This is a genomic window from Sphaerobacter thermophilus DSM 20745, from assembly GCF_000024985.1.
Classification (GTDB): Bacteria; Chloroflexota; Chloroflexia; order Thermomicrobiales; family Thermomicrobiaceae; genus Sphaerobacter; species Sphaerobacter thermophilus.
In genome coordinates, this window is the sequence record NC_013523.1 from 1,487,465 (window position 1) to 1,511,987 (window position 24,523).

Genomic DNA, 24,523 nt, shown 5'->3' on the forward strand with positions numbered 1-24,523 from the left:
CTCACCATCCCAGCGCGTAGCCGTCCGCGCGTGGGTCCGCGGCCCCGAGCAGGATACCCCGCTCCCGGTCGACCTGGATCATCTGCGCATGACCCATGAGCGAAGAGAACGGCTCAGTCGCTCGTGCCTCGTGGCCCATGGCGCGGAGCCGCTCGATCGTGGCCGCTCCGAACCCTGGCTCGATCCGGAGCACATGCGCCGGGTCGTCCGGCGTGCCGCGCCCGCTGACCCATCGCGGCGCCTCGATCGCCGCCTGCGGCTCCATCCCGAAGTCCACCAGGTTCAGCAACAGCTGCAAGTGCGTCTGCGCCTGGCCGTGACCGCCCATCGTGCCCAGCACGACCCACGGCTGACCGTCCCGCAGCAGCATGGCCGGGATCAGCGTATGCATCGGGCGCTTGCTCGGCTCCAACCGGTTGGCGGCATCGGGGTCCAGCGTGAATGAGGCGCCCCGGTTGTTGAGCACGATGCCTGTGCCGTCCGCCACCAGCCCAGATCCAAAGCCCTGGAAGATGCTCTGGATGAGCGACACCGCCATCCCGTTGCGGTCGACGACACACAGGTACACCGTATCGCCGCCGCCGGGTGAGTCGGCCTCCGGCGTCCATGCACGGTCGGGGTCGATCCGCTGGCGTAGCTCGGCGGCGTACTCCTTCGCGATCAACCGCTCGATCGGGATGGGAACGCGCTCCGGGTCGGTGATGTAACGGTCGCGGTCCACGAATGCCAGCTTCTTCGCCTCGACGCAGCGGTGGATTAGCTCCGCGCTGCCGTATCCCAGCCCGGCCACATCGAACCCCTCGACGATGTTGGCCATCTGCAGCGCGGTCACTCCCTGGGTGTTGGGAGGCAACTCGACCAGTTCCACCCCACGGTAGGTCGTGCGGAGCGGCTCCACCCAATCGGAGCGATGCACCGCCATGTCATCGAGCGTCATGAGGCCCCCGTGCTCCCGGAGGCTGTCGACGATCGACTGCGCGATCGCACCCTTGTAGAAGGCATCCGCTCCCCGCCCGGCGATCAGGCGCAGCGATGCCGCCAGGTCCGGCTGCCGCAACACGTCGCCCACCGCCGGCACCTTGCCGCCAGGCAGGAATTGCCGCGCCGCAGCATCCTGCTGCTCCAGCAGCGGCCGCGCCTGGGCGATGGCCGCATGCAGCCCCGGGGACACCGGGAAGCCCCGCTCAGCGTAGGCGATGGCCGGCTGCAGCAGGTCCGACAGGCCGAACGTGCCGAAGCGGTCCAGCACCGTCTCCCAGGCGTGCACCGTGCCCGGGACGGTCACAGCCAGCGCGCCCCGCTGCGGCATCGTCGTGTGACCCGCCGCTGTCAGCGCGTCGATACTGGCAGCCGCCGGGGATCGGCCGCTCCCGTTCAACGCGTGCAGTCGCCCCTCGCCCGGCTCCCAGATCAAGAAGAACGCGTCGCCACCGAGGGCGCACATGTGCGGGTAGACAACGGTGAGCACCGCGTTGGCCGCCACCGCAGCGTCGACGGCGTTTCCTCCAGATTGGAGCGCCCTCAGCCCCGCGACGCTGGCCAGGTAGTGCGGCGTCGCGACCATTCCCTCGACGGCCAGGGTCGTTGGCCGTCCCAGCACCTGGGTCATCGTCCCTCCCCCTCGCTCAGCACCGCACATCCGAATCCCTGTGCAACAGGTCGATCGTACTACACATCCGCCGGGAGAGGCTCGGCTCTTGCGGCAACGGGACACAGGGCTATCATAGCGTGGCGGCTGACGCCGCGCGGAAGGGAGTTGAGTCATGGCCGGCACCATCGATGCTCAGGCCCTTGCCACCGCCGAGGAGAGTGTGCTTGCCGCGGCGCGCACGCTCGTCGAGGGTCGCGTCCTCTCGCTGAGCCAGCACGGCAACATCAGCGCGCGCGTCCCCGGCGCGGGCGCCTTCGTTCTGACCGGCGGCGGGACGCTGGACCGATTGGAGCGGCACGATCTGGCCCTGCTCGACCTCGACGGACGGGGGCTACGCGGGAGCCTGACCCCGACCGCACGTGAGATCATTCAGATGCACGCCGCCATCTACCGGGCGCGCGCCGATGTCGGCGCGATCATCCACACCCACTCACCCCACATCACTGCCTTCGCTATCGCCGGCAAGCCGATCTCGCCCGTATACGAGGCGATGATCCGGTTCGACGTGACTGAACCGGTACCCGTGGCAGCCTACGGACCGCGCGGCTCCGAGCGCTCCGTACGCAACATCCTGGATGTGGTCGGCCCGCGGACCAAGGCCGTCCTGCTGGCCAACCACGGGGTGCTTGTCTTCGACCGGGACATCGAGAGCGCAGTGCGCCTGGTCTTCGTGTTGGAGGAGGCCGCCGAGTTCACCCTGAAGGCGGATCTCCTCGGTGGCGCCCAGGAGATCCCCCAGGACCTGATGGGCGAGGCGCTGCACCGACGCGACGCATTTGCGCAGGCCGCACAGCCGGAGGAGGCCGGCCTATGACCAGGCTGCCGCGAGGCGCTGCCCGATGATCGACGCGTGCCTCCTCGGGACCGGCGGGATGATGCCGCTCCCGAACCGCTGGCTCTCAGCGCTCCTCTTGCGCTGCGAGGGGCACATCATCCTCTGCGACTGCGGGGAGGGAACCCAGATCTCGTGGCGCTCCACGAACTGGGGTTTCCGCGACCTCGGCACCATCGTGCTCACCCACCTGCACGCCGACCACGTCGCGGGACTGCCCGGCGTCCTCTACACCGTGGCCCACGCCGAGCGGGAAGATCCGGTCGCCATCTACGGCCCGCCCGGAACCGCGGCCGCTGTCGCGGCGATGCGGGTCATCGTCCCCCGGCTCCCCTTCCCCGTTGAGGTACACGAGCTCACCGGGGGTGAGACGGTGGACCTCCCGGCCGGGCTCCAGCTCCGTGCACTGGCTGTCGAGCACCGGGTGCCCTGCCTGGCCTACACCTTCCACCGCCCGCGCGCCCCACGGTTCGACACCGACCGTGCCCGGGAACTGGGGATACCGATCACTCTCTGGAGCCGCCTCCAGCGCGGCGAGTCCGTGACCGTGGATGGGCGGCCGATTCAGCCGGAGGAAGTCCTGGGGCCGCCCCGCCGCGGCCTGACGGTCGCGTTCGTCACCGACACCCGGCCCACCCCGGAACTTCCCGATTTCGTCCGTGGCGCCGATCTGCTGGTCTGCGAGGGGATGTACGGTGACCCCGACATGCTCGACCGTGCCGTCGAGCGGGGACACATGATCTTCCAGGAAGCCGCCGCGATCGCCGCTGCGGGTGAGGTCAAGCGCCTCTGGCTCACGCACTTCAGCCCCGCGCTGACCGACCCCGGCGCCTACCTGCCGCTCGCCCGCGACATCTTCCCCAATACCGACATCGGCCGCGCCCACCGCACCCTCACCCTGGCGTTCCCGGATGACGAGTAGGACTGGATGTGCAGGCAGGGCACACGGTGCCGCTTCAGGGTCCTATCCCGAGTGACCCAGCAGGCGGTGACACGTCCCGTCCTGGCCTCCTTCGCGAAGCGAAGGATCTCGCGCTGTGGCTACCACCCGACCACGGGGCTGCAGAAACGCGGCGCGGCGTGAGACGACGCCCGCGCTCCTGGGAGTGCGCTCTCGGTGCGGGATCGGGGTGACAAACCGGACCGAGGCTCGACGCCTCGACCGCTGGCGACGGCATGGCGGCGGTGGGCCCTAAGGTGCATGAGCTGGGCGCCAGGGTATCCCCTGCGAATCCCTCAGTTCGCGCGGCCGGTGACGAGCTGATGAAGCGTGGGGTCGGCTTTGATCTCGTAGCTGAGCTCTTCCAGGCGCGCGATCGCCAGGCCGAGCCGGATCGGCTCGCCGCGGATCTGATAGATCAGGAACTCGATCGCGGTGAACACCTCGTTCGGCATCGGACTGATCCCGGGCGGGAGAAGCCGAACGATGCGGGCCAGCCGCTCGGTGAATTGCTCCTCGTGCATCGCCTGCTCCGTCAACGGCAGGCGGGCGTCCAGGAGTTCGTCCAGGTCGTAGATGCTGCTGATGACCGGGGTCATACGCTCCAGGATCGACAGGGCCACCGGTGAGATGACCCGCTGGAGCAACTCCCGATACGGATACGTGTCCTCCACCATCCCGGCCCCTTCCAGCGCGACCTCACAGATCGCGCGCACGGCCATTGTACCCGAGGCTGGCGGTCGCACGGCCTGTGCCCCGGAGTCGTTATGTCCTAGTATGCGGTCGCGGCCCGAGATTTGACGCGGATTCTGACAGCGTCGTAACGCCGCACCGGCAGGCACCGCGGCGCCCGAGCACGTCCAACCGCCTCACGCGCTGCGGGGGCTCCGAGGTCGGGCCTGTACGATTGCGGTCGTGAGGATCGCGCAGGCGTTCGTCCGCCCGCTGATCCGCGACTGAGGAATTGCTGATGCGGAACCGAACCGCAGCAACCGACACCCGCACCGGCCGCTCCGCCAGCGCGCCGCCCTGGCACGCCCTCCCGGCCGACGAGGTTCGGGCGCGTCTCAGCACATCCGACACGGGACTGACCGACGCCGAGGCCGAAGCGCGACTCGTTCGCATCGGCCCCAACGAGATCCCGGAGGAGCCGCCGCCGGGACTCCTTATCCTGCTGCTCCGACAGTTTCGCAGCCCGCTGAGCTACATCCTGTTCGCGGCCCTGGCGATCAGCCTCCTGATCGGCGAGACGGTCGATGCCATCGTCATCGCCTTCGCCCTCCTGTTAGACGCCACCATCGGGCTCTACCAGGAGCGGCAGGCGGAAACGTCCCTCCGCGCACTCCGGCAGCTCAGCGCACCACACTCCCGGGTCATCCGTGACGGCATCGAGCGCGACGTGCCGAGTCGGGAACTCGTGCCCGGCGACGTCGTCCTCTTGGAGTCCGGCACACGGGTGCCAGCCGACCTCCGGCTGACGACCACGACGTCCCTCCTGGTCGACGAGTCGCTGCTCACTGGGGAGTCGGTCCCCGTGACCAAGCATCCGAACCCGGTCCCGGAGACAGCGCCGCTGGGAGACCGGTCCAGCCTCGCTTTCTCCGGGACCGTGGTCGTTTCGGGGCGTGGGCGCGGCTACGTCGTCGCCACCGGCATCAACACGGAACTCGGTGCGATCGCCAGCGCCATGCGCGAAGCGGAGGATACGGAGACACCGCTCCAACAGCGCGTGGCGCGCCTGGCTCGGAGTCTGGCCCTGTACACCGCGGTGACGGCCGCTGCAACGGTCGCGATCGGTATCGCACAGGGACAGGAAGCGGTGGACATGCTCCTCGTCGCGGTGGCGCTCGCGGTGGCGGCCGTGCCCGAGGGGTTGCCGGTAGGGCTGACCATCACGCTCGCGACCGGCGTCCGCCGGATGGCCCGCCGCAACGCGATCATCCGGCACCTCCCAGCGGCGGAGACGCTCGGCAGCACGACCGTGATCGGCTCCGACAAGACGGGCACCCTCACCGAGAACCGGATGACGGTTCGCCGGGTCTGGTCCGGCGGGCAGAGCGTCGTGCCGGGCACGACCCCAACGCCTTCGCCCGAATCCAACTCGGTACGGCCAGGGGACCCGGTCTACGACACGCTCCTCATCGGCGTGCTGACGAACGAAGCCGCTGTCTACCCCACCGGCGACGGCTACCGCGTCACCGGCGACCCGACCGAGGCCGCGCTCCTGATCGCAGCCCACCGCGCCGGCCTCGAGCCCGAGGGCTTGCGCGCCCGCTACCCGAGCATCGACGAAGTCCCGTTCGAAGCGGAGCGGCGATTCTCGGCCAGCCTGCGTCGCACCGATGACGGGTATCTGCTGGCCGTCAAGGGTGCCCCGGAGCGCATCCTTCCGCTCTGCGACCGGATGCGGCACGGGGAGTCGGTCGTACCGCTCGACCCGGCGGCCGTTCAAGAGACCGTGGACGACATGGCACGCGACGGGATGCGCGTGCTGGCGATGGCGTACCGTCAGTTCGATCGCCCCCCGGAGGATACCGCCGCTACCGTGGAAGCCGGGGGGCTGATCTTCGCCGGGCTGCAGGGCATGATCGACCCGCCACGACCGGGCGTCCGCGAGGCAATCGAACGCTGCCATCGGTCCGGAATCCGGGTCCTGATGATCACCGGCGACCACGCGGTCACGGCGGCGGCGATCGCACGCGACCTGGGGATTGCAGGGGATGACGTCCGCGTGCTGACCAGCGAGGACCTTGCGGCCATGGACACCGACGCCCTGCGGAGCGCGGTAGCCGAGGTGCCGGTCTACGCCCGCGTCACCCCGCAGGACAAGCTGCGTATCGTGACGGCCCTGCAGGAGCGCGGTGAGGTCGTCGCCGTTACGGGCGACGGGGTCAACGACGGTCCGGCGCTCCGTGCCGCCGACATCGGTGTCGCCATGGGGCGCAGCGGCACGGACGTCGCCCGCGAGGCCGCCGACATGGTCCTCGCCGACGACAACTTCGTCACCATCTACGCCGCGGTCGAGGAGGGCCGCACCGCGTTCGACAACGTGCGCAAGGTGACCTTGTTTCTCGTCGCCACCAACGTCGCCGAGGTGGTCGCGGTCGTCGCCGCCGTCGCGGCCGGCTGGCCGCTGCCGCTGCTGGCAGCCCAGATCCTCTGGCTCAACCTCGCCACCGAAGGTCTGCAAGACATCGCCCTCGCGTTCGAGCCTCCGGAGGGTGACGTGCTCGACCGCAAGCCACTCCCGCGATCGGAACCGATCCTCTCGCGAGTCCTCTGGGAGCGAGTAGCCATCGCAGGACTGCTGGCCGCGATAGGCACCTTGCTGCTGTTCCGCTGGGAACTGGACAACTCCGGATCGCTCACGGCCGCGCGGTCCGTCGCGCTGACCACGCTGGTGATCGTCGAGGCCTTCCAGGTCTTCAACGTCCGGGCGCTCTGGCGCTCCTCCTTCCGGGTTGACCCGCGCTCCAATCCGTTCCTTCTCTTCGCGACCCTGGGGGGCGTGGCGCTCCACGTCATTGCCCTTTACCTGCCGCCCACCCAGTACCTGCTCCGGCTGGAGCCGATTTCCCTGGAGGCCTGGGTGCGGATCGTGCTGATCGGGGTCATGGTTCTGCTGGCTGTCGAGGTACACAAGCGCCTGCGCCGGGTGAGCCGCTAGACACGGCACGCACTTTGCCCGTGGCTTGCCAGGGAGTGATCGATCGCGGCGAGCACACCCACCCCCGAACGGGCGGCCCGCGGGAGAAGCGCGCTGGCACGATGGCCCGCGACCGCAGCGCCGGGATGTGAAGGAGTGACGACATGGCGAGAACCCGACGCTTCGTTTACGTGGCCCGACTCAAGACCGGCGACGAGGTCGGCCTGCGCCGCGCCCTGGAGCACCTGCCAGAGAGCGCGCTCGCCGACGCGGGCTTCGCTGAGTTCACCACCTACGTCGGCAGCGGCTTCTGCGTCCTCCAGTTCGGCCTGAGCGGGAACGATTTCCAGGTCCAGTTCGAGCGTTTCTGGAATAACCCGGATGTCCGTGCGTTCACCCAGCGGCTGGCCGGCTATCTGGTCGAAGGGGAGCAGATCGCGCGCGGCTTCGCGATCGGCGACCAGCGCTTCCACCCCGGAGCGGAACCCGGCACGGGTGGCGCCGTGACCAGCGCCGAGCTGCCGCTGGCCTACGAGGCGTCCCATTGGCCGATGGAAGGAGAATGAAAAAACCGCCCGACTGGGCGGTCTGCGGAGCCGATGGTCGGACTCGAACCGACGACCTAGTGTTTACGAAACACTTGCTCTACCAACTGAGCTACATCGGCTTGTCCTGGCCGTTACCGGCCGCGCCATCGCTGCGCGCTAGGGAGTATAGCACATACTCCTTGTTGTGTCATCCCCCCTTGCCCACATTTTTCAGAGCTTGGGAGGAGGTGGAGCCCACGCGGGGATTCGAACCCCGGACCTCATTCTTACCAAGAATGTGCTCTGCCTCCTGAGCTACGTGGGCACAGCGCTTGTAACTATACCCCAAGAACGGCGTCTGCGTCCAGACCAGGCCCCCGCCCCTTCGTGATGCTCAAGCTAGGACGCCCGCGGTGCCTGGAGGACCGCGTCGGCCCCGCGATGCCAGGAGGTGCCGTCGAAGCCGGCGACTTCGCAGCCGAGCCGCTCCAGGAACGGAACCACCCAGCGCGCCGGATACGGCCGCGGGTTGACCGGGAAGTTGGGTGCATGCGAGTCTGAGCCACAGCTCACCAACAACCCCCGCTCATGGGCCATCGCCCGATAGTGCTCGGTATCGTCCTCGGTGTAGGAGCGATAGTGCGCCTCCAGCCCGTCGATCGGGATCGCCTGCAACATTCTGTCGAGCTGGTCCGGGCTGAGGATACCGGCGCCGTCGTTCCGCCCCGGATGTGCCAGGATGCAGATGCCCCCGGCCTCATGCGCCGCCCGCACCGTCTCCGCCAGTGGAACGTCGACCCGCAGCGTCTCGCCATAGCGCATGACGAGCTGATGTGCCGTCTGGAGGTTCGAGGCGTGGCCGTCCTTGATCGCGGTCAGCAGCACGTGCACCGGCAGCAAGGGACGCCCGTCCACGACTTCCTCCAGCGACGGAAGGGCGTGACCGTGCGACTCCAGTGCCAGGATCCCGCGCTCCGCAGCGGCGGCGAGCTCATCCGCCTGGCGCGCCAGCAGTGCGCCGAAGCCGTGCCCCCGCTCGCTGGTCGGGTCGGCGCCGTAGACCAGCAGGTGCCACTGGCGATCTTCCCACCACGTGGTCACCTCCACACCGGGGATGATCAGGATGCCGCGGTTGGCGGCGTGTTCCATCGCCTCGGGGACCGACCGCATCGTGTCGTGGTCGCACACCGCGGCAACCTTGAAGCCATGCTCAACGAGGTGGTCGACCAACTGGTGCGGCGTCCACCCCCCGTCGCTCGCGCGGGTGTGCAGGTGGAAGTCGACGGGGTCGTCTGCCTGGACGATGAAAGGTTCGGGGGTCATGATATCTCCCACCAGTCTGCCATTCGGCGCGTGACCTCCCGGCTGCCACGGGAGGACGCCCCCGATTATAGTCTCGCTGGGCACATGCCCGGGCGCCGCCCACCGCGCCGCGTGGCAGAATGTGTGCGGACGGAGCGGACGATGCACGCGGGGCCCGCCTGATACGTGGACGAGGGAGGTGGGGAATGGCCGACCGTGACGCCATCGTGGCGTTCTGCGCCGAGTACCTCGAGGTGGACCGCTTCCGGGACGTGGCCGTGAACGGCCTCCAGGTGCAGGGACGCGATACCGTCAACCGCGTCGCCACGGCCGTGAGCGTGAGCCAGTACACCATCGACGCAGCCCTCGACTGGGGCGCCGACGTGCTGCTCGTCCACCATGGACTGCTCTGGGGCGAGCGTACCGGGCCGATCGTCGGTCCCCTGCGCGAGCGGCTGAAGCGGCTGCTCGCTGCCGACCTGAACCTCGTTGCCTACCACCTGCCCCTCGACGCGCATCCGGAGGTCGGCAACAACCATCGCCTCGCTGCCGCGCTGGACCTCAGCGTCGTCGCGCCCTTCGCCGAGGTCCAGGGTCAGCCGATCGGCGTGATCGCTGAGCCGCCTGAGGCGCTCACGGTACCGGACCTTGTGGCCCGGCTGGAACGCGTGACCGAGCGGGCGCCGGTGGTGCTCGACGGCCATCATGGCCCGCTGCGGCGGGTGGCGGTCCTCACCGGCTCCGGCTACTCCGCGCTCGACGAGGCGGTCGCGGCCGGCTGCGACGCGCTCGTGACCGGGGATGTTCGTGAGCCCACCATGGCGCTGGCGCGGGAGTTGGGGATCACCGTCCTGGCCGGGGGCCATGAGGCGACCGAGCGGCTGGGCGTCCAGGCGCTCGGCGAGGTGCTCCGAGACCGTTTCGGGGTCGCGACACGCTTCATCCCCGATCCCAACCCGATCTAACAACCCGCACCGCCCCCGGTCCTGCTACTATCACGGTGAAGGGGCGTGATCCGGTTCCGTCGTTTCGCCCTGGCCCGCGCCGCCGCGTACCGGAGCGTGGCCACCAGCACGGATAGGGAGTACGATGCAGAACGTCGCGGAGATCTTCAAGGCGTACGACGTACGGGGCGTCTACCCGCAGGAACTCAACCCGGAGATCGCCTACAAGATCGGCCGGGCGCTCGTGGTCTATCTCAAGGCCAAGCAGGTCGTGGTCGGGCGCGACATGCGCGTCTCGTCCCCCGCTCTGGCCAGCGCCATCATCGACGGTATCCTCGACCAGGGCGCGGATGTCTGTGACATCGGCCTGGTCAGCACCGACAGTCTCTACTTCGCCGTCGGCAAATCGGGCTACGACGCGGGCGTCATGGTGACCGCCTCCCACAACCCGCCGGAGTACAACGGCTTCAAGCTGTGCCGCCAGGAGGCGCGCCCGCTGAGCATGGACCAGGGGATTGGGGAGATCCGCGACCTCGTCCTGCGCAACCAGTTCCCGGATCCTCCGTCGCCGGGGACGGTGCACTCCAAGGAGATCCTCGACGACTTCGCCGACCATGTTCTCTCGATGATCGACACCAAGTCGGTCCGGCCGCTGAAGGTCGTCGTCGACGCGGGCAACGGCATGGCCGGCAAGGTGGTCCCTGCGGTCTTCGGCCGCCTCCCGCTCCAGGTCGTGCCGCTCTACTTCGAACTCGACGGTCGGTTCCCAAACCACCTGGCCAATCCCTTGGAGCCGGAGAACGTCGTCGACCTCCGGCGCGCCGTGCTCGAACACAAGGCCGACCTGGGGATCGCGTTCGACGGCGACGCCGACCGCATGTTCATCCTGGACGAGCACGGCCAGTTCGTCGGCGGCGACATGATCACCGCGCTCGTGTCCAAGTCGCTCCTCCGCAAGCACCCCGGCGCCAGCATCGTCTACAACCTGATCTGCTCGCGCGCCGTCCCGGAAACGATTGAGCGCGAGGGTGGCAAGGCGATCCGGTCCCGCGTGGGGCACTCCTTCATCAAGGCCAAGATGCGGGAGCACGACGCCATCTTCGGCGGAGAGCACTCCGGCCACTTCTACTTCCGCGACAACTGGTACGCCGACTCGGGCATCATCGCGGCGCTGACCGTGATCGAGCTGCTCTCTCAGGAGGGCGTCACGATGTCCGAGGCGCTGAAGCCGCTCGATCAGTACTATCGCTCGGGCGAGATCAACAGCGAGGTCGCGGACCAGCAGGCAGTGCTGCGGCGGCTTGAGAGCCGCTTCTCCGATGGGCAGCTCGATTACCTCGACGGCCTCACCGTCAACTACCCCGACTGGTGGTTCAACGTCCGGCCGTCCAACACGCAGCCCCTGCTGCGCCTCAACGTGGAGGCCAACGATCCGGCGTTGCTCGAGGAAAAGACTCAGGCGGTCCTCTCCGTCATCCGGCAGGGATAAGCGAGGTGGGAACCCCCAGTGGCCGGGACGAGGCTACCCCACGGCCCGCTCCCGGCACGGACCTGACCATCGTCAAGCTCACTCCGGACGGACGCGAGGCGACCCGCTACCCGGGCCACGCCTTGCCCGGTCCGGAGGACTGGGTCGTGGCAAGGGCCTATTGGGTCTTCGAGCGGAAAGACCTGGGGTACCTGGTGTTCGACCCGCGGGATGTGTTCATCGAGTACTTCAGCCTGACCCGGCCGTACAACGCCTTCGCGCTCTACACCGAGGACGACCGCTTCAAGGGCTGGTACTGCAACGTCACCCACCCGAGCTGGGTCGAGGACGGCACGGTCTACTGGCACGACCTCTACATCGATGTCGTGGTCTACCCCGATGGGCGCCATCTGACCCTGGACGAGGACGAACTCGACCGCGCCGGGCTCGCAGCCCGCGACCCGGCGCTCTACCAGATGATCCTGAACGCCCGCGACGAACTGATCGAACGCGCCCGCACGCGTGCCTACCCCTTCTCCGAAGCGCCATCATGAGCGGAACCTGCCGGAGCGCATCGGGGTGCGATGGCGAAGGCGGAGAGGCCGTGCTCTACCCGGCCGCGTACCGCTCGGCTAAGCTAGTCGGTGGTGGCCGGAGAACCAAGCGCAGGGAAGGGAGCCAGTGACGTGTCCGCACCCAGAGTTGCCCCATACGGGTCGTGGGAATCGCCCATCCGCTCGGACCTGATCGCCTCGGCCAGCATCGCCCTCGGGTCCGTCGCGGTGTCCGGCAACGCCGTCTACTGGCTCGAAGGCCGCCCAACGGAGGGCGGCCGGAGCGTGCTCGTGAAACGAACGACGGACGGGTCCGTCACCGACGTCACCCCTCAGGGGTTCAACGTCCGCACCCTGGTCCATGAGTACGGCGGCGGCGCCCTCTGGTTGCACGGCGACACGGTCTTCTTCGCCAACTTCGCGGACCAGCGGCTCTACCGCCAGGACCCGGGAGAGGAACCCCGGCCGATCACGCCGGAGCCGCCCGCGCCGCGATCGCTCCGGTACGCCGACGGCTGCGTGACCCCGGACGGCCGGCTCATCATCTGCGTGCAGGAAGAGCATGCACCCGATGGGCAGGTGCACAACCGGCTGGTCGCCCTACCCGCCGACGGCAGCGCCGAGCCACGCATCATCGCCGAGGGGCACGACTTCTACTCCTTCCCTCGCGTCAGCCCCGATGGCACCCGCCTCGTCTGGACGACCTGGGACCACCCGCGCATGCCGTGGGATGGCACGGATCTCTGGATCGCCACACTCAACCAGGACGGCACGCTGAGCGACGTGCGCCACCTGGCTGGCGGGACGGAGGAGTCGATCTTCCAGCCCGCCTGGAGCCCGGACGGCACACTGCACCTGATCTCCGACCGAACCGGCTGGTGGAACCTCTACGCACTGCACGGCGGGGAGCTGACGCCGCTCGCGCCCATGGACGCCGAGTTCGGGGTGCCGCAGTGGGTGTTCGGCTTGTCGACCTACGACTTCCTGCCGGACGGCCGCATCGCCTGCCTCTACAGCCAGCAGGGGCTCACCCACCTCGGCCTGATCACGCCCGGGAGCGGCCGCGTCGAACCGGTCGAGACGAGCTTTACGGCATTCCGCTACATCCACGCAGCCCCCTCCGGGGAACAGGTCTGGGTCATCGCCGCCTCCGCCGCCCACCCGGCCAGTGTGGCCTCGATCGACCTCCAGACCGGACACGCGACCGTGGTCCGGAAGAGCCTGGAGGTCGACATCGACCCCGGCTACCTCTCGACGCCGGAACCGATCGAGTATCCGACCGACGGCGGCCTGACCGCGCACGCGCTCTTCTACCGCCCGGCGAACCGCGACTTCACCGGGCCGGAGGGCGAGCGCCCGCCCCTCCTCGTGCTCAGCCATGGCGGGCCGACAGGCCAGACGACCTCGGCGCTAAACCTGGAGATCCAGTTCTGGACGAGCCGCGGCTTCGCCGTCGTCGATGTGAACTACGGCGGGAGCACCGGCTACGGTCGCGAGTACCGCGAGCGGCTAAAGGGGAACTGGGGCATCGTCGACGTCGCCGACTGCGTCAACGCCGCTCGCTATCTGGCGCAGCAGGGCGAGGTCGACGGTGAGCGGCTGGCGATCGAGGGCGGATCCGCTGGTGGCTACACGACGCTCTGCGCGCTGACCTTCACCGACGTGTTTTCCGCAGGCGCCAGCTACTTCGGCGTAGCCGACGCCGCCGCGCTGGCTCGCGACACGCACAAGTTCGAGTCGCGCTACCTCGACGGCCTGATCGGCCCCTACCCCGAGGCCGAGGACCTGTACCGTGAGCGGTCGCCGCTCTACCACGCCGACCGCATCTCCTGCCCGATCATCCTGCTCCAGGGGCTGGAAGATGCGGTCGTCCCACCGGCGCAAGCCGAGGCGATGGTGGAAGCCCTGGAGGCCAACCGGATCCCGCACGCCTATATCCCCTTTGAGGGCGAGCAGCACGGCTTCCGCAAGGCCGAGAACATCCGCCGCTCCCTGGACGCCGTGTACTACTTCTATGCGCGCGTCTTCGGTTTCGAACCCTCCGGCGATGTCGAGCCGATCCCGATCAAGTTCATGGACGAGGCCGAATAGCGCGGCCGGGTTCACGTGCGTGTCCGGGCTGACGATTTCGGAGCCGTCAGCCCGGCGTGCCCGCGACCAATCCGCTACCGCGATCCGGTCATCCTGAGAGGAGCCAGCCGCCAGACCCAGCCCACCCCTGTCAGCATGAGCGCAGCGAAGGATCTCGCGTCGGACCAGCCAGGCACCGGGGAGATCCTTCGCCGCGCCGGGAGGCGGCTGGTCGCCGCCTGCGCTCCGCTCAGGATGACAGCGACGCGACGTCGGTGACCGGTCCATGTCCCACGGAATGTCGTCAAACTCTACGTACCCAGGCGGGCCGGTCAGCGGCCGTGCGCTGCCAGGATCTCTCGTAGCCGGTCGAGCGGGATGGCGGGCAGGACGTGGCCATCCCGCCCGTCGGTAGTGGTCGCCATGCACAGGGCGTTCAGCACCGCCTCCTCGGTAGCGTCCACGGCCGCCTCGAAGATCGGGTCGATCGCGTACGACTCGACCACTTCGCGGGCCGACACGCCGGGTTCACGACCCGGCTGGTAGGTGGTGGAGAAGGCGACCAGCAGCTCTCCGCTCGTGTCGCCACCGGTCGAACCGGTGCGCCCAAGACCGAGCGCCGCCCGCTTCGCCACCCGCGCCAGTTGCCGCCCGTCCAGCGGCGCATCGGTGGCAACGACGACGATCCCGGAGCCTTCGTCGCGCGGGGGCAGGCCGACGTTCTCCGGGGCGTACGGAAGGTGTGCCCCGACCGGCACGCCCGCCACGGTCAAACGGTGCCGTCGGCCGAAGTTCGTCAGGACCAGCACACCCACCGTCCAGCCTCCAGCCTCCGCCGGGAGAACGCGCGAGGACGTCCCGATCCCGCCCTTGAACTGGAAGCAGTGCATCCCCGTGCCGGCGCCGACGCAGCCCTCGGCAACCGGGCCAGTGCTGGCTCCGTCGAGCGCGGCGTAGACGTGTTCGTGCGTCACATGGAACCCACGCGCGTCGTTGAGGAACGAGTCGTCGCACTCCGCCACGAGCGGGATCACCGGCCCCTCATCGGCCCCGACCCCGCTGTCGCGCTCGACCAGATAGCGGCAGACCGCGTCGTAGACCAGTCCCACGGACATGGTGTTGGTCAACGCCAGCGGGGTGTTGATCCGCCCCAGCTCCTCGATTTCGCTGCGCCCCGTCATTTCCCCGGTGCCGCTCAGGGCGAAGAAGCCCGCCGCAACGGGGTTGCGCAGCAGGTCTTCGCGGTGCGGCCAGATCACCGTCACGCCGGTGCGCGTCGGTCCGCGACCCGGAGGCAAAGTTGCGTCCCCCCAGTGCACCGTCGTGTGCCCGACCGCGACGCCCGGGACATCCGTGATCGCGTTGTACTTCCCTGGCGAATAGATGCCGATGGTGATGCCGAGTTCCCGCGCCCGAACTCGTGGCTCGCCCACCCCTTTGCCTCCCATCCACCGATGCTGGAACGCGAGATGCCGTTGGGGTGGCTATCATAGCGCAGCGGCGAACGCGCTCGAATCCCCGCTATTCGATCAGATGTTCTGGTACAATGGCCGGGCAATCAGGGTACTGTGACCACAGGAGGACGGGACATGATCGAGCTGTCGCGGGAAGAGGCGCGTGAGCTGGCGGTCGCAGCCCAGGGGTTGGCCTGTACCCCAACTGAGCCGCCAACCTGGGAGCAGGCCGTCGATACGGTGCGGCGGCTCGGGTGCATCCAGATCGACACCATCCACGTCGTGGCCCGTAGCCAGTACCTGGTGCTCTGGAGCCGCCTGGGCGTCTATGACCCGACGTGGCTCGATGCGATGCTCGATCCCCATCGCGCGGTCTTTGAGTACTGGGGTCACGCCGCCTCGATCATCTCGATTGACCTCTTCCCCTACTTCCGGCGGCGCATGCAGTGGTACAAACAGCGATACCTCCACGAGTATGACTGGTCCCAGCAGAATGCCCATGTCATCGACGAGGTGCGGCGCGCCATCCGTGAACACGGTCCGCTCGGGTCCACGCACTTTCCCGCTCCCGAGGATGGCAAGCGCCTCGACCGGTGGACCTGGTATGGAAACAAGCCGACAAATCTCGCGCTGGAGATCCTCTGGTCGGCTGGGGAGCTGGCCGTCCTGCGGCGGGTCAACTTCCAGCGCATCTATGACCTGACCGAGCGCGTGCTCGCTGAGTGGCACGCCACCGACGTGCCCGACCCCGACGAAGAGCGGCGCGTGCTGGCCCACCGTGCCGCCCTGGCCATGGGCATCGTCCTCCCCCGCTGGCTCAACGACTACTTCCGCACGCGCTGGGGCAGCCGGAACCACGGCGGGCCAACCCCCGCTGCGATCCTCCAGTCCCTGGCCGAGGACGGCAAGGTGGTCCCGGTGACCGTCGAGGGGCTGGGGACGGGGTACGTGGCCGCCGAGAACCTGCCGCTCGTCGACGCAATCCGCGCCGGGCAGCGGAGCGACCACATCACGCTCCTCTCCCCGTTCGACAACCTGATCTGGGATCGGGTGCGGACTGAGGCGCTGTTCGACTTCGAGTACCGGCTCGAGTGCTACACTCCTGCCGCAAAGCGGGTGTACGGGTATTTCACCCTGCCGATCCTCTACCACGGCCGCCTCATCGGGAGGGTCGATCCGAAAGCGGACCGGAAGGAGCGCGTGCTGACCCTGAAGTCGGTCCACCTGGAGCCGGATGCACCCCCGGTTGAAGAGCTGGCCGAGACGCTCCGGCCGGCGTTGCGCTCCTTCGCCGTCTTCAACGGCGCCCGCGCGATTCGCGTCGAATCCGCCCCGCCCGGGTTGGCCGAGGCATGGACCGAGGACTGGGAGTGACGCCGCGCGAGCCGACGTTGCAGCAGGATCGGCTGGGCAGGAGAGCCACAGCGTGAGCGAATCACGAGGTCGTTCGCAGGGCGATACGCCGGAGCAGCCTGGTGGCCGCTGGCTGTCCATCGACGCGGCCTGCCGCATCCTCGGCGTCGACCAGTCGACGCTGCGTCGCTGGAGCGACCAGGGCAGGATCCCGGTCTTCCGCACCCCCGGCGGGCACCGCCGCTACAACGAAGAGGACCTCCGCGCCTTCCTCCGGGGAGAGACGCGGCCCCGCCGCCGCATGAGCCGGCAAGTCCTGACCGATCTCTCCTTTTCCGGCTATGAGGCGGGTTACCTCCACCAGGCCCGGTCCCGGCCGTGGTACAACGCGTACGACAACGCGCAGATCGATGAGCTTCGCACGCTCGGCCGCCGCCTGGTGGAGCTGGCTGTGCGGACCATCGCGGGGCGCGGCGACAGAGATCAACTCCTCGACGAGGGGCGCCGCATCGGCCGGCGCTACGGCTCTATCAGTGCCGCTGCCGGCCTGACGGCGCCCGATGCCGTCGAAGCGTTCCTCTTCTTCCGGACGCCGGTGATCCAGGCAGTGACGCGCTTCATCGAGGAGGAGGACATCCCCCCGAATCGCGCCCTGCGCATCTTCGCGGAGATGACCCAGTTCCTCGATCAGGTGCTGATCGCCACCGTCGCGGCACACGCCGACGCGGCCGATTAGCGCACCTTTCCGCGGGCGATGATCGGCCAGGTCTCAGCGACCTCCCCATCGCGCACCAGGAACATCTCGTCCTGCAGGTTGATCGTTGGGCAGACGTGGTTCGGGATCACCTCGACCCGCTCACCGACCTCCATGCCCTGCATCCCCGGCGGCAGCAGGACCACGCCGTGCTCCTCGCTGAGGCGAGCGATGACCGCGTCCGGATACTCCACGATGTAACCATGGCCCTTTCGCCCCTGCGGCGGATCCATCGCCAACGTCTTGGACCCGGCGTCGATCACCGCGCGATCCGGCGCCGGTCGGCTGATGACCGTCGCCAGGATTCGCAGCGAGCAGCCATCGACGCCGATACGGCCGAAACGGAAGGCAGAGTTGTCGTTGAACACGTACGTGCCCGGCCGCATCTCGGTGATGCCCGGCACGGTCGGGGTGTACCAGGACGCCGGGGTCGAGCCGACGCTCACCACGTCGACCGGGATACCGTTGGACCGGAGCAGGTCGGCCGTCTCAACCATAGCCTTGCCGGCCGCTGTCGCGATCTCGGCCAGCTCGTCCGCGTTCGTCGCCTTGGCGACGTGGCCCTCATGGGTCATGATCCCTGCCAACCGCAGCCCGGGCATCTGCATCACCTCGCGCGCCAGGGCCAGCGCCGGCTCGCCCGGGAGCACACCGGCACGGTCGAGCCCGGTGTTGATCTCCAGGCGTACGTCGAGCGTCTTACCCGCGTCGCGGCAAGCGGCCGACAACGCGGCGGCGCCCTCCACTCCGTCGACGGCGACCGTGACCTTGATCCGATCCATCAGTGCCAGGAGCCGCCGGATCTTCTGCTCCCCGACGATCTGGTAGGCCAGGAGGACATCGTCCAGCACACCAGCGTCGGCGAGCGCTTCGGCCTCACCCAGCTTGGCACAGGTGAAGCCGATAGCCCCCGCCTCGCGCTGCATCCGGGTGATTTCGGCCGTCTTGTGCGTCTTCAGGTGCGGTCGCATCGCCACACCGTGCTCGCGGGCAAAGGCCGCCATCTCCTCGACGTTGCGGCGCAGGATGGACTCGTGGACAACCAGACACGGCGTGTCGAGTTCGTCGCGGTACCCCATCGGCTACCTCCCCCTTCGCCGGATCACACCGGCCACTTCTTCCCGCTGGTGTCGATCCAGCGCTGCAACTCCTGGCTGCGCTGTACCGAGTCCAGCACTTCCTGCACCTTCATGCCGTCTTCGAACGACGGAACTGCGCTCTTGCCCTCCAGGATACCGCGGACCCATTCGCGAGCAAGCAGTACGAACGGCCGCACGCGCCGATCGGCGAAGTTCGGCAGGTCGCCCCAGACATCGGGCAGCTCGATCTCGGACAAGACCTGCTCGTCGCGGCGCATGCCGAAGACTCGCCCATCGGCCTGCACGGCGAGCAAGGCGTCGGTACCGACCGCGACGATCTCATCTCCGACGTCCATCGGCGCCACGGCGGACACGTGGATCGTCGCCAGCGCTCCACTGGCGAACTGGAGGATCAGGCTGAAGCACTCGCTACCGCGAATGGTCCGCGGCAGCGCGCCGGCGACGGCGTGGATCTCCCCGAACCACCACCGCAGCGTGTCGATGTAGTCGGAGCCGAGCGCGCCCAGCACCCCGCCGGCGCGCTCACCGGCATCCAGCGAGGAAGTGGAGTGTCGAAGTCGGTCACGCCATGACTGGCGAAAGACCGTGAGGCTCACCGACTGGAGCTCCCCCAGGTAACCCTGGTCGATCAGGCGCTTGCACACCTGGCGGGAGGGCAGGAACCGCGTCTTATAGTCGACGGCGTGTTGCACGTTCGCGTCACGCGCCAGGCGGTGCATGTCACGCGCTTCGGCGGCGTTGCGGGCCATGGGTTTCTCGCAGAGGATGTGCAGCCCCGCCTCCGCCGCCGCAATCGCGATGGGGTGGTGAAACTCCGGCGGCGTCGCAATGGTCACAGCATGGAGGTTGGCTTCTCGGAACATTCGGCGATAGTCGTCGAAGAAGTGAGGTACCTGGTGGAGGAGGGCCGCCTGGCGCGCATGCTCAATCCGCGAGGCGCCGATCGCCACCACCTCCACCTCGGGGATCTGCCGGAGACCTGGAATGTGCACTGCCGCGCCCACTCCGGTCCCGATCACACCCACGCGAAGTGGTTTGTCTGCCATCGTGGGGATGCTCCCTTCCCCGGTCCGTTCGTGGGGCCAAGTATGGACGCGCCCGGGGACCGGCGGCAAGCACGAGGAGAGCGTCAGGCATTAGGAGTCACCAGACCCCTCTGGGATGGGGCATCTAACAGTGTGGGGAGCCGCGCGGGCACTCCAGGGTACGCAAGACGTTTCACTCACGCGGCAGTACGCGCACCCGGCGGCCTTCGATCCGTAGCCGCCCCTCAGCGTACAGCCGAATCGCCTCGGGGTAGGCACGGCACTCTTCAGCAAAGACGCGATGCGCCAGTGATTCCGGAGTGTCGTCGTCCAGGACCGGGACACAGCGCTGGAGAATGATCGGCCCAGCGTCGTATTCCTCGTCCACAAAGTGGACGGTGCACCCGCTCACCTTCACTCCAGCCTCCAGCACCGCCCGGTGGACCCGGTCACCGTAGAAACCGCGCCCACCAAAGAGGGGCAACAGCGACGGGTGGATATTCATCACCCGGCCCTCGAAGGCCGTGGGGATGGCGAGCTTGGCCAGGAAGCCGGCCAGGATCACCAGGTCGACCTCGTACGGCGCGATCGCGGCCCACACGGCGTCGCTGAAGGCATCGACCGAGGGAAACGCGCGGCGCGGGATTACGGTGACCGGCAGCCCGGCTGCGCGCGCGATCTCGATGCCTCGCACGCCATCGCGACTGCTCACCACCACCTCAACGCGCGCCGGAAGCTCCCCACGGGCGATGCACCCTAGCAGGTTCTCCAGCGTCCGCCCGCTCCCGGACAGCAGCACCGCCAGCCGCAACGTCGTACCCATCGCGCCCGAACTCTGACTCACCACCCGCCTCCTCCCGCGGGGATGATACACGGTCGCGGGGTACGGTTAGACACAAGCCGGGACACCGAGCCCAATCCCCGGATCCTGGGAGAGCCTAATCAAGGCCCGCTCCCCGCTTCTCCACCACTGACGCTGGTGTCTGGCCTGGATGAGAATCCCGCGTCACCCTCCCCGAACGCGCCACCCCTTCGAGTACAATTGCGTCCGGAGACAGCGGGCGAGAACGTACGCCCCAGCGCGGTTGGGAGGAGGCCCCTTGCAAACCGAAGAGCGATCGACACTGCCGCAGTCCAACGAGGCGAGCGGCCCCGCGGTATCACCCGATGCGGTCGTCGTGCTGGACTACGGGTCGCAGTACGCCCAGTTGATCGCCCGGCGGGTCCGTGAGGCCAGCGTCTACTGCGAGGTCTTCCCCTACGACACCGGCTGGGAGTCGGTCGCCCACCTGAAGCCCAAGGGGGTCATCCTCTCCGGGGGACCGGCCAGCGTCTACGAACCGGGAGCCCCCACCCTGCCCGACTGGGTGCTGGAGCGGGATCTCCCCGTCCTCGGTATCTGCTACGGCATGCAACTCCTGGCGCAGTCCCTCGGCGGGCGGGTCGCGCCCGCGACGGAGCGCGAGTACGGCCCGGCCACGATTGAGGTTGTGGCGTCAAGCCCCATCTTCGCCGATCTCCCCGAGCGGCTGGATGTCTGGATGAGCCACGGGGATCGCATTGAGGAGCTGCCCGAGGGATTCACCGCGCTGGCGAGGAGCGACAACTCGCCGTACGCGGCGATGGGGCGCGGCAACGTGATCGGCCTCCAGTTCCACCCGGAGGTGGCCCACACCCCGCTCGGCGGCACCATCCTGCGCAACTTCCTGTTCGACCTCTGCGGCTGCGAGGGGAACTGGACGGCTGCATCCTTCATCGACGACGCGATCCAGCGCATCCGCGCCCGCGTGGGCAAGGACCGAGTACTCCTCGCCCTCTCCGGCGGCGTCGACTCGGCGGTCACCGCGGCGCTGATCCACCGCGCGATCGGCGATCAGCTCACTCCGGTCTTCGTCGACACCGGCCTGCTGCGGGAGGGTGAGCCGGAGACGGTGCGGGAAGTCTTTGGCCGTCACTTCCACATGAACCTCGTCTCCATCGACGCGAGCGAGCGGTTCCTGACGCGGCTGCGCGGTGTGACCGACCCGGAGCAGAAGCGCAAGATCGTCGGCGCCGAGTTCGTGAGCGTGTTCGAAGACGCGGCGGCCCGGCACGGCCCCTTCCGCTTCCTCGCGCAGGGCACGCTCTACCCCGACGTGATCGAGAGCGCAACCCCGCGCGACTCCAAGACCGCCGCCAAGATCAAGACACACCACAACGTCGGCGGGCTGCCCGAGGATCTACAGTTCGAGCTCCTGGAGCCGGTCCGGATGCTGTTCAAGGATGAGGTCCGCGCCGTCGGGCGTCTGCTCGGCCTGCCTGAGGAGATCGTCCAGCGACAGCCCTTCCCCGGCCCCGGCCTGGCGGTCCGCATCCTCGGTGAGGTCACGCCGGAGCGTCTGAAGCCGCTGCGCCGGGCCGACGCCATCGTGCGCCAGGAGATCGAGGCCGCTGGACTCGGCGACGATGTCTGGCAGTTCTTCGCCGTGCTCCTGCCGGTCAAGTCGACCGGCGTGATGGGCGACCAGCGCACCTACGCCGATGTCTGCGCCATTCGTGCCGTCACCAGTGAGGACGCGATGACCGCCGACTGGGCACGCCTGCCGCACGACCTCCTGGCGCGGATGAGCAACCGGATCGTCAACGAGGTGCCCGGCATCAACCGGGTCGTCTACGACATCACCAGTAAGCCACCGGGCACGATCGAGTGGGAATGAGCGGAGTGCGAACATGCGGGTGATGGTGGTTGGCAGCGGCGCACGGGAGCATGCCCTCGCCTGGAAGCTACGCCAGAGCCCGCTCGTCGACGCCCTGTTCGTGGCACCAGGGAACGCCGGGACGGCTGCCATCGCGACCAACCTCCCGATCCGGGCCAACGACATCCCTGCGCTGGCCGACGCCGCCCAGCAGCACGGCATCGACCTGACCGTCGTCGGTCCGGAGGATCCGCTCGCGCGCGGGCTCGCTGACCACTTCCAGGACCGCGGCCTCCTCGTGGCCGGACCGACCGCGGCGGCAGCGCGGATTGAGAGCAGCAAGGCCTGGGCGAAGGAGATCATGGCCGCGGCCGGGGTGCCCACGGCAGCCTGCCGCACTTATGTTGATCTGGACGCGGCGCTCGCGGCCGTGCGGAGCGCCCAGCCCCCGATCGTCGTCAAGGCCGACGGGCTGGCAGCCGGCAAGGGCGTGGTGGTCGCCGCGACCCACGCCGAGGCAGAAGCAGCGGTGCGCGACATGCTCGGCGCCGGCACACTGGGTGAGGCCGGGCGCTGCGTCCTGATCGAGGAGTGCCTGACCGGCCAGGAGGTGTCCCTCCTCGCCATGACGGATGGGGAGACGATCTACCCGCTCCTCCCGGCCTGCGACTACAAGCGCGTGGGCGACGGTGACACCGGACCAAACACCGGTGGGATGGGTGCCTACGCTCCCGTGCCGGCGGTCGATGCCGCGCTGCAGCAGGAGATCGTCGCGCGCATCATCGAGCCGACCGTCACTGAGATGCGCCGCCGCGGCATCACCTACCGCGGCGTCCTCTACGCCGGGCTCATCCTGACCGCCGACGGCCCGAAGGTGCTGGAGTTCAACTGCCGCATGGGTGACCCCGAGACGCAGGTCATCCTGCCGCTCCTCGACGGCGACCTGGCCGCGCTCTTCGACGGCGTCGCTCGCCGGCGGCTCAGCGACGTCCCCGCTCCGCGCTGGCACGATGGCGCCGCCGTCGGTGTGGTCCTTGCGTCCGGCGGCTACCCGGGCAGCTACGCGACAGGCTACCCTATCCACGGCCTGGACAGGCTCCCCGAGGACGTCATCGCGTTCCACGCGGGTACCGCCATGGGTGACGACGGTACGGTGGTCACCGCGGGCGGGCGTGTGCTCACGCTCGTCGCGCGGGGGCCAGATATAAGCGACGCCCGGCAGCGGGTTTACGCGGCGGTGCCGGGCGTCGAGTTCACCGATATGGCGTATCGGCAGGATATCGCTTTGCGGGAAACCCAGCCGCGAGCGGCCGCCCGCGGCTGAGATCGAGCCGGCTACGACCCGGCGCTGACGACGCCGCCGCCGGTGCTCGGCGGCCCGATCTCGACCCAACCGTTGCGGACGGCACAGAGGACTGCCTGAACGCGGTCGTTCACCTGCAGCTTCCGCAGCACCGACGTCATGTGGTTCTTCACCGTCTGCTCGGTGATGAACAGCGCTTCGGCGATCTCCTTGTTCGAGAGGCCCTGCGCTACGCAGTCGAGCACCTCGACCTCACGGACCGACAGGGGCAGCCGCTTCGGGTCGGACGCTGGCCCTGCCTCGCCATCGTCGCCGGTGAGCTGCCGGAACTCGGACAGAACCCGCCACGCCAGCTCCGGCCGCGACATCACCTCAAGGTTGATGAGCTGCTCCCCCTGAACCACGCGATCCAGCGACGAAATCAGCTCCTGAGCCTCGATGTCTTTCGTCAGGAAAGCTGACGCACCCGCACGGACGGCTTCGAACAGCCGCTCATCATCGACGTGCATCGACAGGATGATGATGTGCATTGACGGGTGTTGCTTCTTCAGGATGCGCGCCACGTTGAGACCGGTGACGCCGGGGAGCTGGATATCGATCAGGGCAATACTGGGTCGGTGGATATCGGCCTCGCGGATTGCCTCGTGCCCGCTTGTGGCCTCGGCAACCACCTTGAACGCGCCGCCCTCTTCGATCAATCGGCGCAGGCCCTGGCGAAAGAGCGGATGATCATCGACGATCAGGACGGTACGCCCATTCCCACTGCCTCGTCTACGCTCCACAGTAACCCCCCGATCGCTAAAGGGCACGCCGGACGTAATCGAGAACGTGATCCGGATTCAGTCCCTTCATCCAGATCTCGTGCCCCACCGTACTCTAAGTCCCGCACCAGCCCGGGCCAAGAGCACAATGGGGTGGATACGAC

Annotated in this window: 20 protein-coding genes and 2 tRNA genes; 12 read left to right on the plus strand and 10 right to left on the minus strand. The window is 68.4% G+C overall.

The features are described 5' to 3' along the window. Position 1: 1 nt before the first annotated feature. A complete protein-coding gene (gene ggt / locus STHE_RS06795; RefSeq protein ID WP_012871829.1) occupies positions 2–1,609 on the minus strand; it encodes a gamma-glutamyltransferase in 1,608 nt (535 codons plus the stop codon). 154 nt (positions 1,610–1,763) lie between these two features. Here ggt and STHE_RS06800 point away from each other — a divergent pair, with 154 nt between their 5' ends. Together STHE_RS06800 and STHE_RS06805 are read left to right on the plus strand one after the other, a co-directional pair. Then, positions 1,764–2,465: a class II aldolase/adducin family protein gene (locus tag STHE_RS06800; RefSeq protein WP_012871830.1), complete on the plus strand. Its 702-nt coding sequence runs from the start codon at positions 1,764–1,766 to the stop codon at positions 2,463–2,465. Between the two features lie 25 nt (positions 2,466–2,490). After that, the gene (locus STHE_RS06805) at positions 2,491–3,405 is read left to right on the plus strand and encodes a ribonuclease Z (protein ID WP_012871831.1); all 915 of its coding nucleotides are present in this window, start codon (positions 2,491–2,493) and stop codon (positions 3,403–3,405) included. 314 nt (positions 3,406–3,719) lie between these two features. Here STHE_RS06805 and STHE_RS06810 read toward each other — a convergent pair whose 3' ends face one another. Beyond that, positions 3,720–4,100, minus strand: a complete 381-nt coding sequence (locus STHE_RS06810) for a hypothetical protein (protein ID WP_148219924.1) — start codon at positions 4,098–4,100, stop codon at positions 3,720–3,722. A gap of 293 nt (positions 4,101–4,393) precedes the next feature. Between STHE_RS06810 and STHE_RS06815 the strand changes: the two genes are divergently transcribed. Beyond that, positions 4,394–7,090: a cation-translocating P-type ATPase gene (locus tag STHE_RS06815; protein WP_012871833.1), complete on the plus strand. Its 2,697-nt coding sequence runs from the start codon at positions 4,394–4,396 to the stop codon at positions 7,088–7,090. A gap of 143 nt (positions 7,091–7,233) precedes the next feature. Continuing rightward, a complete protein-coding gene (locus STHE_RS06820; RefSeq protein ID WP_012871834.1) occupies positions 7,234–7,635 on the plus strand; it encodes a hypothetical protein in 402 nt (133 codons plus the stop codon). Positions 7,636–7,663: 28 nt separating this feature from the next. Here STHE_RS06820 and STHE_RS06825 read toward each other — a convergent pair. From STHE_RS06825 to STHE_RS06835, 3 genes are all read right to left on the minus strand, one after another. Beyond that, positions 7,664–7,736, minus strand: a tRNA-Thr gene (locus tag STHE_RS06825). Between the two features lie 109 nt (positions 7,737–7,845). Next, a tRNA-Thr gene (locus STHE_RS06830) sits at positions 7,846–7,921 on the minus strand. A gap of 74 nt (positions 7,922–7,995) precedes the next feature. Continuing rightward, the gene (locus tag STHE_RS06835) at positions 7,996–8,919 is read right to left on the minus strand and encodes a PHP domain-containing protein (RefSeq protein WP_012871835.1); all 924 of its coding nucleotides are present in this window, start codon (positions 8,917–8,919) and stop codon (positions 7,996–7,998) included. A gap of 185 nt (positions 8,920–9,104) precedes the next feature. Between STHE_RS06835 and STHE_RS06840 the strand changes: the two genes are divergently transcribed. The 4 genes from STHE_RS06840 (at position 9,105) to STHE_RS06855 (ending at position 13,955) form a co-directional block, all read left to right on the plus strand. Continuing rightward, positions 9,105–9,863 carry a Nif3-like dinuclear metal center hexameric protein gene (locus STHE_RS06840; RefSeq protein ID WP_012871836.1) on the plus strand — a complete coding sequence of 253 codons (759 nt, stop codon included), beginning with the start codon at positions 9,105–9,107 and terminating at the stop codon, positions 9,861–9,863. A gap of 124 nt (positions 9,864–9,987) precedes the next feature. Then, on the plus strand, positions 9,988–11,331 hold the full coding sequence (locus tag STHE_RS06845; RefSeq protein WP_012871837.1) for a phosphomannomutase/phosphoglucomutase: 1,344 nt from the start codon (positions 9,988–9,990) through the stop codon (positions 11,329–11,331). Positions 11,332–11,336: 5 nt separating this feature from the next. Beyond that, positions 11,337–11,864: a ribonuclease FAU-1 family protein gene (locus tag STHE_RS06850; protein WP_012871838.1), complete on the plus strand. Its 528-nt coding sequence runs from the start codon at positions 11,337–11,339 to the stop codon at positions 11,862–11,864. A 132-nt stretch (positions 11,865–11,996) separates the two neighbouring features. Then, on the plus strand, positions 11,997–13,955 hold the full coding sequence (locus STHE_RS06855) for a S9 family peptidase (RefSeq protein WP_012871839.1): 1,959 nt from the start codon (positions 11,997–11,999) through the stop codon (positions 13,953–13,955). A 311-nt stretch (positions 13,956–14,266) separates the two neighbouring features. Here the strand turns inward: STHE_RS06855 and STHE_RS06860 are convergent, their stop codons facing one another. Continuing rightward, positions 14,267–15,367: a DmpA family aminopeptidase gene (locus STHE_RS06860; protein ID WP_012871840.1), complete on the minus strand. Its 1,101-nt coding sequence runs from the start codon at positions 15,365–15,367 to the stop codon at positions 14,267–14,269. 156 nt (positions 15,368–15,523) lie between these two features. Here STHE_RS06860 and STHE_RS19370 point away from each other — a divergent pair, with 156 nt between their 5' ends. Beyond that, on the plus strand, positions 15,524–16,762 hold the full coding sequence (locus tag STHE_RS19370) for a winged helix-turn-helix domain-containing protein (RefSeq protein WP_012871841.1): 1,239 nt from the start codon (positions 15,524–15,526) through the stop codon (positions 16,760–16,762). A gap of 52 nt (positions 16,763–16,814) precedes the next feature. After that, a complete protein-coding gene (locus STHE_RS06870) occupies positions 16,815–17,477 on the plus strand; it encodes a MerR family transcriptional regulator (protein WP_012871842.1) in 663 nt (220 codons plus the stop codon). Here the strand turns inward: STHE_RS06870 and STHE_RS06875 are convergent. The 3 genes from STHE_RS06875 to purN form a co-directional block, all read right to left on the minus strand. Then, a complete protein-coding gene (locus STHE_RS06875; RefSeq protein ID WP_012871843.1) occupies positions 17,474–18,574 on the minus strand; it encodes an alanine racemase in 1,101 nt (366 codons plus the stop codon). The genes STHE_RS06870 and STHE_RS06875 overlap by 4 nt on opposite strands. Positions 18,575–18,597: 23 nt before the next feature. Further along, complete coding sequence (locus STHE_RS06880) at positions 18,598–19,641, minus strand: Gfo/Idh/MocA family protein (protein WP_012871844.1); 1,044 nt, start codon at positions 19,639–19,641, stop codon at positions 18,598–18,600. Between the two features lie 172 nt (positions 19,642–19,813). Further along, on the minus strand, positions 19,814–20,443 hold the full coding sequence (gene purN / locus STHE_RS06885; RefSeq protein ID WP_012871845.1) for a phosphoribosylglycinamide formyltransferase: 630 nt from the start codon (positions 20,441–20,443) through the stop codon (positions 19,814–19,816). Between the two features lie 277 nt (positions 20,444–20,720). Between purN and guaA the strand changes: the two genes are divergently transcribed. Continuing rightward, positions 20,721–22,316, plus strand: a complete 1,596-nt coding sequence (gene guaA / locus STHE_RS06890) for a glutamine-hydrolyzing GMP synthase (protein ID WP_012871846.1) — start codon at positions 20,721–20,723, stop codon at positions 22,314–22,316. Positions 22,317–22,329: 13 nt separating this feature from the next. Further along, complete coding sequence (gene purD / locus STHE_RS06895) at positions 22,330–23,619, plus strand: phosphoribosylamine--glycine ligase (RefSeq protein ID WP_012871847.1); 1,290 nt, start codon at positions 22,330–22,332, stop codon at positions 23,617–23,619. Positions 23,620–23,630: 11 nt separating this feature from the next. Here the strand turns inward: purD and STHE_RS19550 are convergent, their stop codons facing one another. Beyond that, positions 23,631–24,380, minus strand: a complete 750-nt coding sequence (locus STHE_RS19550; RefSeq protein ID WP_012871848.1) for a response regulator — start codon at positions 24,378–24,380, stop codon at positions 23,631–23,633. Between the last annotated feature and the right edge of the window lie 143 nt (positions 24,381–24,523).

Excerpts from the sequence above, each read along its gene's own strand:
- ggt (WP_012871829.1), bottom strand. The coding sequence starts at position 1,609 with ATGACCCAGGTGCTGGGACGGCCAACGACCCTGGCCGTCGAGGGAATG.
- STHE_RS06800 (WP_012871830.1), top strand. The coding sequence starts at position 1,764 with ATGGCCGGCACCATCGATGCTCAGGCCCTTGCCACCGCCGAGGAGAGT.
- STHE_RS06805 (WP_012871831.1), top strand. The coding sequence starts at position 2,491 with ATGATCGACGCGTGCCTCCTCGGGACCGGCGGGATGATGCCGCTCCCG.
- STHE_RS06810 (WP_148219924.1), bottom strand. The coding sequence starts at position 4,100 with ATGGTGGAGGACACGTATCCGTATCGGGAGTTGCTCCAGCGGGTCATC.
- STHE_RS06815 (WP_012871833.1), top strand. The coding sequence starts at position 4,394 with ATGCGGAACCGAACCGCAGCAACCGACACCCGCACCGGCCGCTCCGCC.
- STHE_RS06820 (WP_012871834.1), top strand. The coding sequence starts at position 7,234 with ATGGCGAGAACCCGACGCTTCGTTTACGTGGCCCGACTCAAGACCGGC.
- STHE_RS06835 (WP_012871835.1), bottom strand. The coding sequence starts at position 8,919 with ATGACCCCCGAACCTTTCATCGTCCAGGCAGACGACCCCGTCGACTTC.
- STHE_RS06840 (WP_012871836.1), top strand. The coding sequence starts at position 9,105 with ATGGCCGACCGTGACGCCATCGTGGCGTTCTGCGCCGAGTACCTCGAG.
- STHE_RS06845 (WP_012871837.1), top strand. The coding sequence starts at position 9,988 with ATGCAGAACGTCGCGGAGATCTTCAAGGCGTACGACGTACGGGGCGTC.
- STHE_RS19370 (WP_012871841.1), top strand. The coding sequence starts at position 15,524 with ATGATCGAGCTGTCGCGGGAAGAGGCGCGTGAGCTGGCGGTCGCAGCC.
- STHE_RS06875 (WP_012871843.1), bottom strand. The coding sequence starts at position 18,574 with ATGGGGTACCGCGACGAACTCGACACGCCGTGTCTGGTTGTCCACGAG.
- STHE_RS06880 (WP_012871844.1), bottom strand. The coding sequence starts at position 19,641 with ATGGCAGACAAACCACTTCGCGTGGGTGTGATCGGGACCGGAGTGGGC.
- purN (WP_012871845.1), bottom strand. The coding sequence starts at position 20,443 with ATGGGTACGACGTTGCGGCTGGCGGTGCTGCTGTCCGGGAGCGGGCGG.
- purD (WP_012871847.1), top strand. The coding sequence starts at position 22,330 with ATGCGGGTGATGGTGGTTGGCAGCGGCGCACGGGAGCATGCCCTCGCC.